Source organism: Azospirillum sp. UENF 112521 (assembly GCF_058780665.1).
In genome coordinates this window covers 103,175-118,233 of the sequence record NZ_JBSNCI010000001.1, presented here as the reverse complement: position 1 = coordinate 118,233, position 15,059 = coordinate 103,175, and the positions used below count along the sequence as shown (strand labels likewise).

Annotated in this window: 14 protein-coding genes; 11 read left to right on the top strand and 3 right to left on the bottom strand. The window is 66.9% G+C overall.

What is annotated here, in order from left to right:
• The first annotated feature begins 222 nt into the window (after positions 1-222).
• From ACWPN8_RS00540 to ACWPN8_RS00525, 4 genes are all read left to right on the top strand, one after another.
• Positions 223-1,716, top strand: a complete 1,494-nt coding sequence (locus tag ACWPN8_RS00540) for a glycosyltransferase family 87 protein (RefSeq protein ID WP_109449022.1) — start codon at positions 223-225, stop codon at positions 1,714-1,716.
• A 92-nt stretch (positions 1,717-1,808) separates the two neighbouring features.
• A complete protein-coding gene (locus ACWPN8_RS00535; RefSeq protein WP_109449024.1) occupies positions 1,809-2,414 on the top strand; it encodes a hemerythrin domain-containing protein in 606 nt (201 codons plus the stop codon).
• Positions 2,415-2,514: 100 nt separating this feature from the next.
• Positions 2,515-3,687, top strand: a complete 1,173-nt coding sequence (locus ACWPN8_RS00530; protein ID WP_492239540.1) for a zinc-dependent alcohol dehydrogenase — start codon at positions 2,515-2,517, stop codon at positions 3,685-3,687.
• A 9-nt stretch (positions 3,688-3,696) separates the two neighbouring features.
• Entirely contained in the window at positions 3,697-4,248 is a 552-nt protein-coding gene (locus ACWPN8_RS00525; protein WP_492239539.1) for a cyclase dehydrase, read from the top strand.
• Positions 4,249-4,335: 87 nt separating this feature from the next.
• Here ACWPN8_RS00525 and ACWPN8_RS00520 read toward each other — a convergent pair whose 3' ends face one another.
• A complete protein-coding gene (locus ACWPN8_RS00520) occupies positions 4,336-5,601 on the bottom strand; it encodes an MFS transporter (RefSeq protein WP_492239538.1) in 1,266 nt (421 codons plus the stop codon).
• 225 nt (positions 5,602-5,826) lie between these two features.
• Between ACWPN8_RS00520 and cyoA the strand changes: the two genes are divergently transcribed.
• The 7 genes from cyoA (at position 5,827) to ACWPN8_RS00485 (ending at position 12,752) form a co-directional block, all read left to right on the top strand.
• On the top strand, positions 5,827-6,936 hold the full coding sequence (gene cyoA / locus ACWPN8_RS00515; protein ID WP_247873126.1) for a ubiquinol oxidase subunit II: 1,110 nt from the start codon (positions 5,827-5,829) through the stop codon (positions 6,934-6,936).
• A 14-nt stretch (positions 6,937-6,950) separates the two neighbouring features.
• Entirely contained in the window at positions 6,951-8,948 is a 1,998-nt protein-coding gene (gene cyoB, locus ACWPN8_RS00510) for a cytochrome o ubiquinol oxidase subunit I (RefSeq protein WP_492239537.1), read from the top strand.
• A 3-nt stretch (positions 8,949-8,951) separates the two neighbouring features.
• On the top strand, positions 8,952-9,611 hold the full coding sequence (cyoC, locus tag ACWPN8_RS00505) for a cytochrome o ubiquinol oxidase subunit III (protein ID WP_492239536.1): 660 nt from the start codon (positions 8,952-8,954) through the stop codon (positions 9,609-9,611).
• A complete protein-coding gene (gene cyoD / locus ACWPN8_RS00500; protein ID WP_109049436.1) occupies positions 9,608-10,030 on the top strand; it encodes a cytochrome o ubiquinol oxidase subunit IV in 423 nt (140 codons plus the stop codon). Before cyoC ends, cyoD begins: the two co-directional genes overlap by 4 nt.
• A 38-nt stretch (positions 10,031-10,068) precedes the next feature.
• Positions 10,069-10,800 (top strand): SURF1 family protein, encoded by a 732-nt coding sequence (locus tag ACWPN8_RS00495; RefSeq protein ID WP_247873127.1) that lies wholly within the window; start codon positions 10,069-10,071, stop codon positions 10,798-10,800.
• Positions 10,801-10,933: 133 nt separating this feature from the next.
• Positions 10,934-12,211, top strand: a complete 1,278-nt coding sequence (locus tag ACWPN8_RS00490) for an ATP-binding protein (protein WP_247873128.1) — start codon at positions 10,934-10,936, stop codon at positions 12,209-12,211.
• Positions 12,198-12,752: a response regulator transcription factor gene (locus ACWPN8_RS00485; protein ID WP_109449040.1), complete on the top strand. Its 555-nt coding sequence runs from the start codon at positions 12,198-12,200 to the stop codon at positions 12,750-12,752. The genes ACWPN8_RS00490 and ACWPN8_RS00485 overlap by 14 nt, the downstream gene beginning before the upstream one ends.
• A 21-nt stretch (positions 12,753-12,773) precedes the next feature.
• On the opposite strand, the gene thiD is transcribed toward ACWPN8_RS00485, so the two are convergent.
• Together thiD and glmM are read right to left on the bottom strand one after the other, a co-directional pair.
• Entirely contained in the window at positions 12,774-13,589 is an 816-nt protein-coding gene (thiD, locus tag ACWPN8_RS00480; protein WP_492239535.1) for a bifunctional hydroxymethylpyrimidine kinase/phosphomethylpyrimidine kinase, read from the bottom strand.
• Complete coding sequence (gene glmM / locus ACWPN8_RS00475) at positions 13,586-14,959, bottom strand: phosphoglucosamine mutase (RefSeq protein ID WP_492239534.1); 1,374 nt, start codon at positions 14,957-14,959, stop codon at positions 13,586-13,588. The genes thiD and glmM overlap by 4 nt, the downstream gene beginning before the upstream one ends.
• Positions 14,960-15,059: the final 100 nt, after the last annotated feature.

Sequence of the window (15,059 nt, the reverse complement as noted above, 5' to 3'; positions counted from 1 at the left end):
GGCAGCCACAGCCCCGACATTTTCCACGCCGCCCTTCTTCGTCCGAACGCGCCGGCAGCCGTCGCGGCGGGGTAGTCGGCTACCGCTGCGGGTGCCCGGCGCTTAATGGCATTACTCCGGTCCGGCACGGGTGGGGCACATTCCCCACACGCACTGCTCTGGCATAGTTTCGCCGACCTGCCGGCGGTTGAAGCCGGGACAAATGCCAGGGAGTGGTCGTCGATGAGATCGAAGGATTTCGTGCGCGCGGCGGAAGGAACGCTGGAAGGACCGCTGGGCGGCAGCAGGACCGGTGCGGCCGATGTCCTGGCCGCCAATGTTCTGGTCAGGGACCGCTTCGCCGCCTGGACGGTGTCGGTGGCATTCCTGTTCGTGCTGTGTGCCGACACGTTGCTCGGTGTCGTCTTCCGCCCCTATCTGGACGGCGGGACCGGCGACACCACGGTTTGGGATGTCCTGCTGCTGGTGGCGGGCCGGTCGCCGGAACGGCTTCCGCTCGACAGCTGGGAACCCATGATGACGGCCTTCACCTGGCTGCGCGAGCATGGGAAGGAGAATGTCTATGACGCCGTCTTCTTCACCCAGCATGTGAAGTTCCAGTATCCGCTGACTTCGCTGCTGGTGATGGAGGCGCTGTCGGCGGTCGGGCTGCTGCATCTGCGCATCTATGCGCTGATCAACCTGCTGATGGTGGTCGCCACCGCCGGCGGCATGGCGCTGCTGATGCGGGAGCTGGCGGAGCGCATGGGCTTCGACCGGGCGATGCGCGGCGGCGTCAGCCGGCTGACGCTTGCCGCCCTGGGGGCGGTGGCGGCGCTGTGCTTCTATCCGGTGGTCAAGGCCTTCGCCGTCGGCCAGATCCAGGTCTGGCTGAACGCCGCCTTCGTCTTCGCCACCCTGTTCACCCTGCGCGACCGGCGGGTGCTGGCCGGCGTGCTGCTCGGCGCCTCGACGCTGATCAAGCCGCAGATGTCGCTGTTCCTGGTCTGGGCGCTGTTGCGGCGGGAATGGGGGTTCGCCGTCGGCTGGGCCGCCGTTGTGCTTCCCGGCTTCGCCGCCGCCTGCGCGCTCTACGGCTTCGGGCCGTCGCTGCATTACCTCGACGTGCTGTCCTTCCTGGGCCAGCATGGCGAAAGCTACTACTCCAACCAGACCGTCAACGGGCTGCTGCACCGGCTGCTGCACAACGGCCCCAACCTGATGTCGACCACCAACGGCGACACCGAATGGCGGGGCAGCGCCTTCGCCCCCTACCACCCGCTGGTCCACATCGCGACCCTGGTTTCCGGCGTGGCCTTCGTCCTGTTCGGCCTGCTCTGGCGGATCAGGAATGGCGGGCGGCAGCCGATCGCGTCCTTCCTGGTGGCCGGCACCTGCTTCACCATCGGCACGCCCATCGCCTGGGTCCCGCATTATGGCGTCCTGCTGCCGGTCTGCGCCTATCTGCTGTTCGTGCTGATCGACCGGGCGGCGATGGAACGGACCAGCGGCGACCGGCGCCGGAACCTGGGCCGGCTGCTGATGCTGGGCGCCGGCTTCGCGATCCTGAGCAACGACTTCTTCCATCCCCTGAGCGAGCTGGCCGACACCTCCTACAACATCCTGCAATCCTACCTGTTCTTCACCGCCCTGATGCTTCTCCACCTGCTGGTGACGACCGCCGATGCGCCGGGCGAACCGTCGCCGGATGCATCGGGGGCGGCCCGGCGGTCCTGAGGGATATCACCTCCCGACGGGTCGCCGGAACGCCGGGGCTCGCGCGCCTGTTGGTGGGCGAGATGACCCAACCGGCAGGAAGGAGTCCCGTCATGGCACGTTACTCAGGATCGGATTACCCGCATCGCGACGGCACGGGCTGGCTGTCGCCGCGCGGGCTGGCGATGATGGCCGGCGGCGCGGCGCTGGCCCTGGTGGCGAGCCGGCTGCTGCCGCCGGTGGTGGCGCAGCTGGCCGGCACCGCCCGCCATGCCGCCGGGCGCGACGGCATCGACGCGCTGATCGACGACCATCGCCACATCCAGGCCCTGCTGGTCGAGATCGTGCAGACCCCCATCGACGCGCCGGGCCGCCGCACCCAGCTGCTGCTGCGGCTGAAGCGCCGGCTTGCCGCCCATGCCATGGCGGAGGAGGACGTCGTCTATCCGCTGCTGCACGAGGAGGCCCGCAAGGAGGAGGACGCCAAGCATCTCTACGGCGAGCATGCCGAGATGAAGATGCACCTCTTCACGCTGGAGCAGACGCCGAAGGACGACCCGCGCTGGCTCGCCGTGGCGCTCGACCTGAAGCGCATCGTCGACGGCCACATCCGGCAGGAGGAGGAGATCGACTTCCCCGCCCTGCGCAGCAGCCTGGACGACGGGCAGACCGCCATCATGTCCGGCAATGTCGCGCGCGAAAAGGCACTGATCCTTTGACGCTCCCCTGAAGGCCAGGGGCCTTCCGGGGGCGGAACGCTCCGTCGGAAGGCCCTGTTGCCCTGGCTACCAACGAGGTGGCCGAAAAGGGAAGACTTCGATGAGAGCACTGGTCTGGCACGGCGCCAACGACATCCGCTGCGACACGGTTCCCGATCCGGAGATCGAGCATCCGCGCGACGCCATCGTCAAGGTGACGACCTGCGCCATCTGCGGCTCCGACCTTCACCTGCACGACAATGTCATGCCGGGCATGGAGAAGGGCGACATCGTCGGCCATGAATTCATGGGCGAGGTGATGGAGGTGGGATCCGAGGCCAAGAGCGCTTTGAAGGTCGGCGAGCGGGTGGTGGTTCCCTTCACCATCTGGTGCGGCGAGTGCGACCAGTGCCGCCGAGGCAACTATTCGGTCTGCGAGCGCTCCAACCGCAACAAGGCGCTGGCCGACAAGGTCTTCGGCCACACCACCGCCGGGCTGTTCGGCTACACCCACCTGACCGGCGGCTATGCCGGCGGGCAGGCCGAATATGTGCGGGTGCCGATGGCCGACCGCACCCACATCAAGATCCCCGGCGGGCTGACCGACGAACAGGTGCTGTTCCTGGGCGACATCTTCCCCACCGGCTGGCAGGCCGCCGCCCAGTGCGACATCCAGCCGACCGACACCGTGGCGATCTGGGGCTGCGGCCCGGTCGGGCAGATGACGATCCGCAGCGCCATCCTGCTCGGCGCCCGCCAAGTGATCGCCATCGATTGCGTGCCGGAACGGCTGGCGATGGCCAAGGCCGGCGGCGCCATCACCATCGATTTCCAAGAGGAAAGCGTCGTCGAGCGGCTGAACGAGCTGACCGGCGGCAAGGGTCCGGAGAAATGCATCGACGCCGTCGGCATGGAGGCGCACGCCACCGCCACGCTCGATTCGATGTATGACCGGGCCAAGCAGGCGCTGATGCTGGAATCGGACCGCGCCCATGTGCTGCGCGAGATGATCTATGTCTGCCGCCCCGCCGGCACCCTGTCGATCCCCGGCGTCTATGGCGGGCTGGTCGACAAGATGCCCTTCGGCATGGCGATGAACAAGGGACTGACCTGGCGCATGGGCCAGACCCACGTCAACCGCTGGACCGACGACCTGCTGAACCGCATCCAGGAAGGGCAGATCGACCCGTCCTTCGTCATCACCCACACCGTTCCGCTCGACCAGGGCCCCGAGATGTACAAGACCTTCCGCGACAAGCGGGACGGCTGCATCAAGGTGGTCCTCAAGCCCTGAGGTGACATCATGGCTCTTTACGACCGCTCCTCGGCCGGAGACAACCTCGCCCGCGGGCTGGGATGGTTCAGCATCGGCCTCGGCGTCGCCGAACTGATGGCCGGCCGCAGCATCGCCCGCTGGATGGGGATGGAGGACAAGACCAACCTGATCCGCGCCTATGGCGTGCGGGAGATCACCGCCGGCGTCGGCCTGCTGGCGCTCGGCGATCCCAAGCCCTGGATCTGGAGCCGCATCGCCGGCGACGCCGTCGACATGGCGACGCTGGCGGCGGGGATGGAGAACAATCCGCGCGCCAGCAACGCCCGCATCGCCTTCGGCGCGGTGATGGCGGCGACGGCGCTCGACGTGGTCTGCGTCCAGAAGCTGCACCGGGAGGAGGCCTATTACCGCAGCCTGCCGGTGCCGGACTACAGCGGCCGCAGCGGCTTCCCCCGCCCAGTCTCCGCCATGCGCGGTGCCGCCAGCGACGCCCCCATCGGCGAGGATATGCGGACGCCGAGGATCCTGCGGTTCCAAAGCGCCACGGGGCCGGCGCACAGCCAATCCGCCCAGGGCTGACCGAAGCTTCCGACTCTCAAAACGAAGACCGCCCGCCGCAGGACTGCGGCGGGCGGTCTTTCCGTCGTCAGGACAACAGGGTCGCGGTCAGGACGACAGCGTCTTGTTGATCTTCAGGGCCACCAGCGTGCAGACCGCACCGGACAGCAGATAGAGGCCGGACGCGATCAGCCCGAAATGGCTGGACAGGAACAGGGCGACGAAGGGCGCGAAGCCGGCGCCGAACAGCCAGGCCAGATCGGAGGTCATCGCCGACCCGGTATAGCGGTATTGCTGGCTGAAGCCCGACGCCACCGACCCCGACGACTGGCCGAAGGACAGGCCGAGGATGACGAAGCCCAGCACCATGAACACCAGTTCGCCCACCTTGCCGCCGTCGAGCAGCATCGGGGCGAAGCCGCTGAACACCGCGATCGCCGCCGCACAGGTGCCGAGCAGCGTGCGCCGCCCGACCCGGTCGGCGATGTAGCCCGAGGCGACGATGGCCGCGACGCCGAAGGCGGCGGCGATCACCTCGATCACCAGGAAGACGCCGGTCTCCTGGTTGGCGTTCAGGAAGATCCAGGACAGCGGGAAGACGGTGACCATGTGGAACAGGGCGAAGCTCGCCAGCGGGGCGAAGGCGCCGATCACCACGCGCTTGCCTTCGACCTGCAGAGTCTCCACCACCGGGGCCGGCTGCAACTCACGGTTCACGAACAGACGCTCGAACTCCGGCGTCTGGACCAGCCGCAGGCGGGAGAACAGGGCCACCACATTGATGGCGAAGGCGACGAAGAAGGGATAGCGCCAGCCCCAGGCGAAGAAATCCTCCGCCGACAGGCTGTTGACCATGTAAGCGAACAGGCCGCTCGCCACGATCAGGCCGATGGGCGCGCCCAGCTGCGGGATCATGGCATACCAGCCGCGCTTGTTCTCCGGCGCGTTCATCGCCAGAAGCGAGGCCAGGCCGTCCCAGGTGCCGCCCAGCGCGACACCCTGCCCGATGCGGGACAGCGCCAGCAGCCATGCGGCGGCGACGCCGATCAACTCGTAGCCCGGCAGGAAGGCCAGCGCCACGGTGGAGATGCCCAGCAGGAACAGGGCGATGGTCAGCTTGGCGCTGCGCCCGTAATTCTCGTCGATGGCCATGAAGATGAAGGTGCCGATCGGTCGCGCGACGAAGGCCAGCGCGAAGATGGCAAAGGACCAAAGCGTCCCGGTCAGCGGATCGACATAGGGGAACACCAGCTTCGGGAAGACGATCACGGAAGCGATGGCATAAACGAAAAAGTCGAAAAACTCGGAGGTTCGGCCGATGATCACGCCGATGGCAATCTCTCCGGGATTGATCCCGTGATGCCGCGCGTTCACCAGCCTCCCGTCCCGTTCTACGGCCGCAATCGATGAAGTCATCATGTCGGCTCCGGCTGCGTAATTTCGCTTGCGATGATCCGCAGATCATACAATATGTCACCGCAACAGTCGGTGATCTGTCAAGCGCGCAGGAGTGAGGCATTGGACAAATTGTCCAATGTCAGGGCTAGGCTATTGCGGCTAGCTCTCTGCCCAAAGCAAACCTTTGATACAGGTCCTGCCTTGAGCCGTTATCGCGCAATCGCCCTGCTGCCAGTGATGGCGGCGTTGAGTGGCTGCAACCTGGTCGTGCTGAACCCGGCCGGCGACGTTGCAAGCCAGCAGGGTGACCTTGTGGTCATCTCAACCCTGCTGATGCTCCTGATCATCGTCCCGGTCATGGCGCTTACCGTGCTGTTCGCCTGGCGTTACCGTCAGTCGAATAACACAGCCCGCTACGAACCGGACTGGGACCATTCGACGCAGCTGGAACTGGTGATCTGGGCCGCCCCGCTGCTGATCATCATCTGCCTCGGTGCCATCACCTGGGTGACCACCCACAAGCTCGATCCCTACCGCCCGCTCGACCGCATCGCGGCGGACAAGCCCGTTCCGGCCGGCGCCAAGCCGCTGGACGTGCAGGTGGTGGCGCTCGACTGGAAATGGCTGTTCGTCTATCCGGAATACGGCATCGCGTCCGTGAACGAGATGGCGGCCCCGGTCGACCGGCAGATCCGCTTCAGCCTCACCGCCTCGACGGTGATGAACTCGTTCTACGTTCCGGCGCTGGCCGGCATGATCTACACCATGCCGGGCATGGAGACGAAGCTCCACGCCGTGATCAACGAGCCGGGGACCTACAAGGGTTTCTCGTCCAACTACAGCGGTGCGGGCTTCTCGCACATGCGCTTCGCCTTCCTCGGCCTGTCGAACCAGGATTTCGACGGCTGGGTGTCCAAGGTGAAGACGGCCGGCGGCTCGCTCGACCGCAACGCCTACCTGGCGCTGGAAAAGCCGAGCGAGGCGGTTCCGGTCCAGCATTTCGGCACCGTCGATCCGAAGCTGTTCAACGCCGTCGTGAACATGTGCGTCCGTCCCGGCACCATGTGCATGAGCGACATGGCCGCCATCGACCGTGCGGGCGGGCTGAACGCCGGCGGCAAGGCCGCTGCCGACGCCATCCTGCGGGCCAACACGCTGGCCGGCTTCCCGGACACGCAGGCGACCGGCCTGTGCACCGTCGCCGAGGCCGTTGAAGCCGCCGCAAATTCGGGCGCCGTGCAGCGCCCCACCGTCACGCCGATCAGCGCGTCCGCCTCCCCGGCCGGGCCGCAGCGGCTGGCCAATCCCTGATTGGGCACACCGGCATGCTTGAGACACTGACGACCTTCCTCTTCGGGCGCCTCAGCCTGGAGTCCTTCCCCTATCACGAGCCCATCGTCGTCGCGACCTTCTTCGCGGTGCTGCTCGGCGGCATCGCGCTGGTCGCCGCCCTCAGCTATTTCAAGCTGTGGGGCTATCTGTGGAAAGAGTGGTTCACCACCGTCGACCACAAGCGCATCGGCATCATGTACATGATCCTGGGCCTGATCATGCTGCTGCGCGGCTTCGCCGACGCCATCATGATGCGCGCCCAGCAGGCCATCGCCTTCAACGGCAGCGAGGGCTACCTCAACTCGCACCACTTCGATCAGGTCTTCACCGCCCACGGTGTGATCATGATCTTCTTCGTCGCGATGCCCTTCGTGACGGGGCTGATGAACTATGTCGTGCCGCTGCAGATCGGCGCGCGTGACGTGTCCTTCCCGTTCCTGAACAATTTCAGCTTCTGGATGACCGTCGGCGGCGCCGTGCTGATCATGGCCTCGCTGTTCATCGGCGAGTTCGCGCGCACCGGCTGGCTGGCCTATCCGCCTTTGTCGGGGCTGGAGGCCAGCCCGGACGTCGGCGTCGACTATTACATCTGGGCCTTGCAGGTGGCGGGCGTCGGAACGACGCTGTCGGGCATCAACCTGATCTGCACGATCGTGAAGATGCGCGCGCCCGGCATGACCATGATGAAGATGCCGGTCTTCACCTGGACCTCGCTCTGCACCAACGTCCTGATCGTCGCCTCCTTCCCGATCCTGACCGCCGTCCTGGTCCTGCTGTCGCTGGACCGCTATGCCGGCACGCACTTCTTCACGAACGACATGGGCGGCAACCCCATGATGTACGTGAACCTGATCTGGATCTGGGGCCATCCGGAAGTCTACATCCTGATCCTGCCGTGCTTCGGCATCTTCTCGGAAGTGACCTCCACCTTCACCGGCAAGAAGCTGTTCGGCTACACCTCGATGGTCTACGCGACCGTCGTCATCACCATCCTGTCCTACCTGGTGTGGCTGCACCACTTCTTCACCATGGGTTCGGGCGCCAGCGTGAACTCCTTCTTCGGCATCACGACGATGATCATCTCGATCCCGACGGGTGCGAAGATCTTCAACTGGCTGTTCACCATGTACCGCGGCCGGATCCGGTTCGAGCTGCCGATGATGTGGACCATCGCCTTCATGCTGACCTTCGTGCTCGGCGGCATGACCGGCGTTCTGCTGGCGGTCCCGCCGGCCGACTTCGTCCTGCACAACAGCCTGTTCCTGATCGCCCACTTCCACAACGTCATCATCGGCGGCGTGCTGTTCGGCCTGTTCGCCGGCATCTACTACTGGTGGCCGAAGGCCTTCGGTTTCCGCCTCGACCCGTTCTGGGGCAAGATGTCCTTCTGGTTCTGGGTCATCGGCTTCTACTTCGCCTTCATGCCGCTCTACGTCCTGGGCCTGATGGGCGTCACCCGCCGCCTGCGCGTGTTCGAGGATCCGTCGCTGCAGATCTGGTTCCAGATCGCCGCCTTCGGCGCCGTCCTGATCGCGCTCGGCATCGGCTCCTTCCTGATCCAGATCGCCGTCAGCATCCTGAAGCGCAAGCAGCTGGTCGACGTCACCGGCGACCCGTGGGAAGGCCGCACCCTGGAATGGGCGACCTCCTCGCCGCCGCCGGACTACAACTTCGCCTTCACGCCGGTCATCCATGACAACGATGCCTGGTGGGACATGAAGAAGCGCGGCTATGCCCGTCCGCTGGAGGGCTTCCGCCCGATCCACATGCCGAGCAACACCGGCACCGGCATCATCCTGGCCGGCCTCAGCACGGCTCTCGGCTTCGCCCTGATCTGGCACATCTGGTGGCTGGCGGCGCTGAGCTTCATCGGCCTGCTGGCGGTCGCCATCAACCATACCTTCAACTACAACCGCGACTTCCACATCCCCGTGGATGAGGTGGTGGCGACCGAGAGCGAGCGGACCCGTCTGCTCTCCGGACAGGTGTAAAGCATGACGACGACCGTTGATGCCATGCATGGCGGCCACGCGGGGCACGACACCCCGCGCGGCGCCACCCCGCCCGTCTTTTATGTGACGGACGACCATGCCCACGAGGGAGCCAGCACCGCGCTCGGCTTCTGGATCTACCTGATGAGCGACTGTCTCATCTTCGCGGTGCTGTTCGCGACCTACGGCGTGCTGGGCACCAGCTACGCCGCCGGCCCGACACCGAAGGAGCTGTTCGACCTGAAGCTGGTGGCGCTGAACACATCCATGCTTCTGTTCTCGTCCATCACCTACGGCTTCGCCATGCTGGCGATGGAGAAGGGCCGCACCGCCCAGACCCAGGGCTGGCTGGCGATCACGCTGCTGTTCGGCCTCGCCTTCCTGGGCATCGAGCTGTACGAGTTCGCGCACATGATCCATGAGGGCGCCGGCCCGTGGCGCAGCGCCTTCCTGTCGTCCTTCTTCACGCTGGTCGGCACCCACGGCCTGCACGTCACCTTCGGCAGCGTGTGGCTGGTGACGCTGATGGTCCAGGTCGCCCGCCGCGGCCTGATCCCGGCCAACCGCCGGCGCCTGATGTGCCTCAGCATGTTCTGGCACTTCCTGGACGTCATCTGGATCGGTGTGTTCACCTTCGTCTATCTGATGGGAGCGCTGCGATGAGCACCCACGCGCACAGCGACCACCACGCCGATCACGGACACGGCAGCCATGGGGCACACGGCGGCCATGGCCATGACGATCACGGCCACCCGGCGGGCGCCCACGGCACCTTCGGCAGCTATATGATCGGCTTCGTCCTGTCGGTGATCCTGACGGTCATCCCGTTCTGGCTGGTGATGAACGGCACGCTGGACAACACGACCACCACGGTCGTGATCCTGGCTCTGGCCGTCGTCCAGATCATCGTCCACATGGTTTATTTCCTGCACATGAACGGCCGCGTCGAAGGCGGCTGGTCGATGCTGGCGATGATCTTCACGATCATCGTCGTGGTCATCATGTTCGCCGGTTCGCTTTGGGTGATGTACCACCTGAACACCAACATGATGCCCGGCCACGACATGAGCAAGATGCCGTGACCGGACTGCCGTCCGCGCCCCCTGCGGGCGGTTCTTCGGTGAAGAGGGCCCGCCCGGCTTGGGCGCTGGCCCTCTTCGGCCTTCTGGCGCTCGCCGGCATCGCCGGCCTGACCGCGCTCGGCATCTGGCAGCTCGAACGCCGGGTGTGGAAGCTCGACCTGATCGAGCGGGTGGACGCCCGCATCCATGCCTCCCCCGTCCCGGCTCCGGGGCCGGAGGCGTGGGCGTCTGTCACCGCCGCCTCGGACGAATACCGCCGGGTCGCCGTCACCGGGCGGTTCCTGAACGACCGCGAGACGCTGGTGCAGGCGGTCAGCGACCTCGGCGGCGGTTTCTGGGTGATGACGCCGCTGGTCACCGACCGCGGCTTCACCGTTCTGGTCAACCGCGGCTTCGTGCCGCCGGACAAGCGCGATCCCGCGACCCGCGCCGACGGGCAACCGCAAGGCGAAGTCACCGTCGCCGGCCTGCTGCGCCTGACCGAGCCGAAGGGCGGCTTCCTGCGCAGCAACGACCCGGCCGCCGGCCGCTGGTATTCCCGCGACGTGGCCGCCATCGCCGCCGCGACGGGGCTGGAGCAGGCCGCGCCCTACTTCATCGACGCCGACAACACCCGCAATCCCGGCGGCTGGCCGGTCGGCGGGTTGACGGTGGTCAGCTTCCCCAACAGCCATCTCGGCTACGCGCTGACCTGGTTCGCGCTGGACCTGATGCTGATCGGCGCCGTCCTGTTCGTGCTCCGCAGCGAGATGCGGCGCCGGCGGGCCTGAAGGAAGACACTCAGCGGAAAACAGGCAGCGGAAAACAGGCGTCCTAAAACTCCACCTAAAACTCCCCGCCCGCCGGTAACTCTCTATATAAGTCGGTGGGCTGATGAACCGGGTGAGGAACAGGACGTCTTTCGTGCGCGACACCACCGACCGCAAAAACCTGTTCCTGCTCGTCCAGCTGCGTTGGCTTGCCGTCGTCGGGCAGATCGTGACGATCCTGATCGTCCATGCGCAGATGGGCATCCGCCTGCCGCTGCTGCCGATGGCGGCGGTGATCTTCGTCCTGATCGCGCTGAACATCGCCAGCCTGATCCAGATCCGCCGCAGTTCCAACGTCTCCAACACCCAGCTGTTCCTGGAGCTGCTGATCGACGTCTGGGCGCTGACCTTGCAGCTCTATCTCAGCGGCGGCGCGTCCAACCCCTTCATCTCGCTGTATCTTCTCCAGGTGGCTTTGGGGGCGGTGCTGCTGGAGGCGTGGTCGGCCTGGGCGTTGGTGCTGGTGGCGACCGCCGGCTTCACCTGGCTGATCGGCACCCACCAGCCGCTGCCGCTGCCGCCCGCCTATGAGGGCGAGCTGTTCAGCCTGCACATCCAGGGCATGTTCATCTGCTTCGTGCTGGCGGCGAGCCTGCTGGTCCCCTTCCTCACCCAGATCAACCGCAACCTGCGCGCCCGCGACGCCTTTCTGGCCGAGCTGCGCCAGCGCTCGATGGAAGAGGCGCACATCGTCCGCATGGGGTTGCTGGCGTCGGGTGCGGCGCATGAGCTGGGGACGCCGCTCGCCACCCTGTCGGTGATCCTCAACGACTGGCGCCGCATGCCGGCGCTGGCCTCCGACCCCGATCTGGCCGACGAGATGGCGGAGATGCAGAACCAGATCGACCGCTGCAAGACCATCGTGTCCGGCATCCTAATGTCGTCGGGCGAGGCGCGCGGCGAGGGCACGGTGCGCACGACGGTCAAGGGCTTCCTCGACGGGCTGGTCGAGGACTGGCTGTCCAGCCGGTCGCCCAAGCGCTTCGACTATGACAACACGGTCGGCCCGCAGGAACGGATGATCGCCGACCTCGCCCTGAAGCAGGTGCTGTTCAACGTGCTGGACAATGCGCTGGAAGCCTCGCCGGGCTGGATCGGCGTCGCGGCGCTGCGGCAGGGCGACAATCTGGTGGTGGCGGTCAACGATGCCGGCCAAGGCTTCGACCCCGCCATCCTGGAGGAGCTGGGCAAGCCCTACCGCTCCACCAAGAAGCGGCCGGGCAGCGGGCTCGGCCTGTTCCTGGTGATGAATGTGCTGCGCAAGCTGGGCGGGACGGTGTCGGCCAAGAACCGGCCGGGCGGCGGCGCCACCGTGACGCTGACCCTGCCGCTGTCCGCCCTGTCGCCGGGAGGCTCCGATGGAGACGACTGAGTTGGAGGAGGAGATCCTCCGCACCCTGCTGATCGTCGAGGACGATGCGTCCTTCGCCAAGGCGCTGCGCCGGTCCTTCGAGCGCCGCGGCTATGAGGTCCATGCCTGCGCCGGGCTGGAGGAGATGCGGGAGCTGTTGCAGACGCTGGACCCCGACTATGCCGTGGTCGACCTGAAGCTCGCCACCGGATCGGGGCTGGAATGCGTGAAGGAGCTGCACGAGGCGGACGAGGAGACCCGCATCGTCGTGCTGACCGGCTTCGCCAGCATCGCCACGGCGGTGGAGGCGATCAAGCTGGGCGCCTGCCATTATCTGGCGAAGCCGTCCAACACCGACGACATCGAGGCGGCCTTCGACCGCACCGAGGGCGACACCTCCATCGCGCCCACCGTCCGCACCACCTCGATCAAGAATCTGGAGTGGGAGCGCATCCACGAGACGCTGGTGGAGACGAACTTCAACATCTCCGAGACCGCGCGGCGGCTCGGCATGCACCGCCGCACCCTGGCGCGCAAGCTGGAGAAGAAGCGGGTGCCGTGATCCGGGCACCCGCTCCGTTCCCTACGAGAACTCCCGCACCGTGTGCAGGTGGTTGAGCGGGCCGTGGCCGTGGCCCAGACCGGGTGCCGTCAGGATCGCCGTCTCGACATAGCGCCGCGCGCGGGCAACCGCGTCGCGGGTGTTCAGGCCCTGGGCCAGTCCGGCGGCGATGGCAGAGGACAGGGTGCAGCCGGTGCCATGGGTGTGGGGGGTGTGCACCCGCTTGCCCTGGAAGACCGTCTCGCCCTCCTCGGTCAGCAGCAGGTCGTAGAGGGTGTCGTCCTCCAGATGGCCGCCCTTCAGCAGCACCGATTTCGGGCCGAAGCTGAGCAGCAGCTCGGCGGCGCGGCGCATGTCGTCGAGGTCGCGGATCGGCAGGTCGGTCAGCGCCTCGGCCTCCGGCAGGTTGGGCGTCACCACCTCGGCCAGCGGCAGCAGGCGCCGACGCAAAGTCAGTACCGCGTCGGGGTCGAGCAGGTGATGGCCGCTCTTGGCGATCATCACCGGATCGAGCACCAGCGGCACATTGACCGCGCGCGCCTCATACTCCGCCGCCACCGCCTCGATGACGGGGGCGTTGGCGAGCATGCCGATCTTCACCGCGTCGGCGCCGATATCCTCCAGCACCAGCTTCATCTGCAAGGCGACGAAAGCCGGATCGACCGGCACCACGCCATAGACGCCGGTGGTGTTCTGCGCCGTCAGGGCGGCGATGGCGGTCATGGCGTAGGCGCCGAGCGCGCTGACCGCCTTGATGTCGGCCTGGATGCCGGCACCGCCGCCGGAGTCGGACCCGGCGACGATCAGCACGCGGCCGTTGACGGTGCTGCCGCTCATTGCGCAGCCTCCAGGCTGCGGGCGGCGCTCGCCTGGATGGTGCCGGCGATGTCGGCGACCACGCTTTCGACCAGCGCCGCATCGTCGCCCTCCGCCATCACGCGGATGAGCGGCTCGGTGCCGGACTTGCGGATCAAGAGGCGGCCGCTCGACGCCAGCCGCGCCTCGCCCTCCTTGATCGCCTGCTGGACGACGGCGTCCTCCAGCGGCTTGGTCCCGGCGGTGAAGCGGACGTTGGTCAGCTTCTGCGGGACGGGATCGAACACGCGGCAGACCTCGCTCGCCGAGCGGCCGTCGGCCTGGATCAGCACCGCCAGCACCTGCAAGGCGGCGATCAGCCCGTCGCCGGTGGTCGAATAGTCGGACAGCACGACATGGCCCGACTGCTCGCCGCCGACATTGTAGCCGCGCTCGCGCATCATCTCGACGACGTAGCGGTCGCCGACCGGCGTGCGGGCCAGATGCAGGCCGAGCCCGCCGAGATGGCGCTCCATGCCCAGGTTGGACATCACGGTGGCGACGACGCCGCCGCCGCGCAGCGTCTGCGAGCGCGCCCAGGAGGTGGCGATCAGGGTCATCAGCTGGTCGCCGTCGATCGGGCGCCCGGCCTCGTCCACCATGATCAGGCGGTCGGCATCACCGTCCAGCGCCACGCCCAAATGGGCGCCATGGGCGACCACCTGCTCCTGCAGGGTCTGGGTGGATGTTGCGCCGCAGCCCTTGTTGATGTTGGTGCCGTCGGGGCTGACGCCGACCGGGATCACGTCGGCCCCCAGCTCGTACAGCACCTTGGGCGCCACCTTGTAGGCGGCACCGTTGGCGCAATCGACGACGATCTTCAGACCGTCCAGCCGCAGGCCGCGCGGGAAGGTGTTCTTCACATATTCGATGTAGCGGCCGGTGGCGTCCTCCATCCGGCTGGCGCGGCCGAGATCGGCGGGCCGGGCGAGGTCGGGGGCGAAGGGCAGCGCCATGCGCGCCTCGATGGCGGCCTCCACCTCGTCCGACAGCTTGTAGCCGTCGGGGCCGAACAGCTTGATGCCGTTGTCCTGATAGGGGTTGTGCGAGGCGGAGATCACGACGCCCATGTCGGCGCGGAGCGAGCGGGTCAGCATGGCGACCGCCGGGGTCGGCAGCGGACCGACCAGCACCACGTCCATCCCCATGGAGATGAAGCCGGCGGTCAGCGCCGGTTCCAGCAGATAGCCGGACAGCCGGGTGTCCTTGCCGATCACCACCCGGTGGCGGTGGTCGCCGCGGCGGAACTGCAACGCGGTCGCCATCGCCACGCGCAGGGCCGTTTCGGCGGTCATCGGGTCGATGTTGGCGGTGCCACGGATGCCGTCGGTGCCGAACAGGTGTCGCGTCATGAAAGCCTCGTGCAGAAACGGTATCCAGGCCCCGCATGTCGGGGCGCGGACCCGGATGTACAAGCGAAGGATGTTTCTTCGCGCGGCAGCCGGGCCGGGT

What these genes read in the sequence shown, in the direction of transcription:
- ACWPN8_RS00525 (WP_492239539.1), top strand. Translation starts at nt 3,697, where the DNA reads ATGGCTCTTTACGACCGCTCCTCGGCCGGAGACAACCTCGCCCGCGGG.
- ACWPN8_RS00530 (WP_492239540.1), top strand. Translation starts at nt 2,515, where the DNA reads ATGAGAGCACTGGTCTGGCACGGCGCCAACGACATCCGCTGCGACACG.
- cyoB (WP_492239537.1), top strand. Translation starts at nt 6,951, where the DNA reads ATGCTTGAGACACTGACGACCTTCCTCTTCGGGCGCCTCAGCCTGGAG.
- thiD (WP_492239535.1), bottom strand. Translation starts at nt 13,589, where the DNA reads ATGAGCGGCAGCACCGTCAACGGCCGCGTGCTGATCGTCGCCGGGTCC.
- cyoD (WP_109049436.1), top strand. Translation starts at nt 9,608, where the DNA reads ATGAGCACCCACGCGCACAGCGACCACCACGCCGATCACGGACACGGC.
- cyoC (WP_492239536.1), top strand. Translation starts at nt 8,952, where the DNA reads ATGACGACGACCGTTGATGCCATGCATGGCGGCCACGCGGGGCACGAC.
- glmM (WP_492239534.1), bottom strand. Translation starts at nt 14,959, where the DNA reads ATGACGCGACACCTGTTCGGCACCGACGGCATCCGTGGCACCGCCAAC.
- ACWPN8_RS00485 (WP_109449040.1), top strand. Translation starts at nt 12,198, where the DNA reads ATGGAGACGACTGAGTTGGAGGAGGAGATCCTCCGCACCCTGCTGATC.
- ACWPN8_RS00540 (WP_109449022.1), top strand. Translation starts at nt 223, where the DNA reads ATGAGATCGAAGGATTTCGTGCGCGCGGCGGAAGGAACGCTGGAAGGA.
- ACWPN8_RS00535 (WP_109449024.1), top strand. Translation starts at nt 1,809, where the DNA reads ATGGCACGTTACTCAGGATCGGATTACCCGCATCGCGACGGCACGGGC.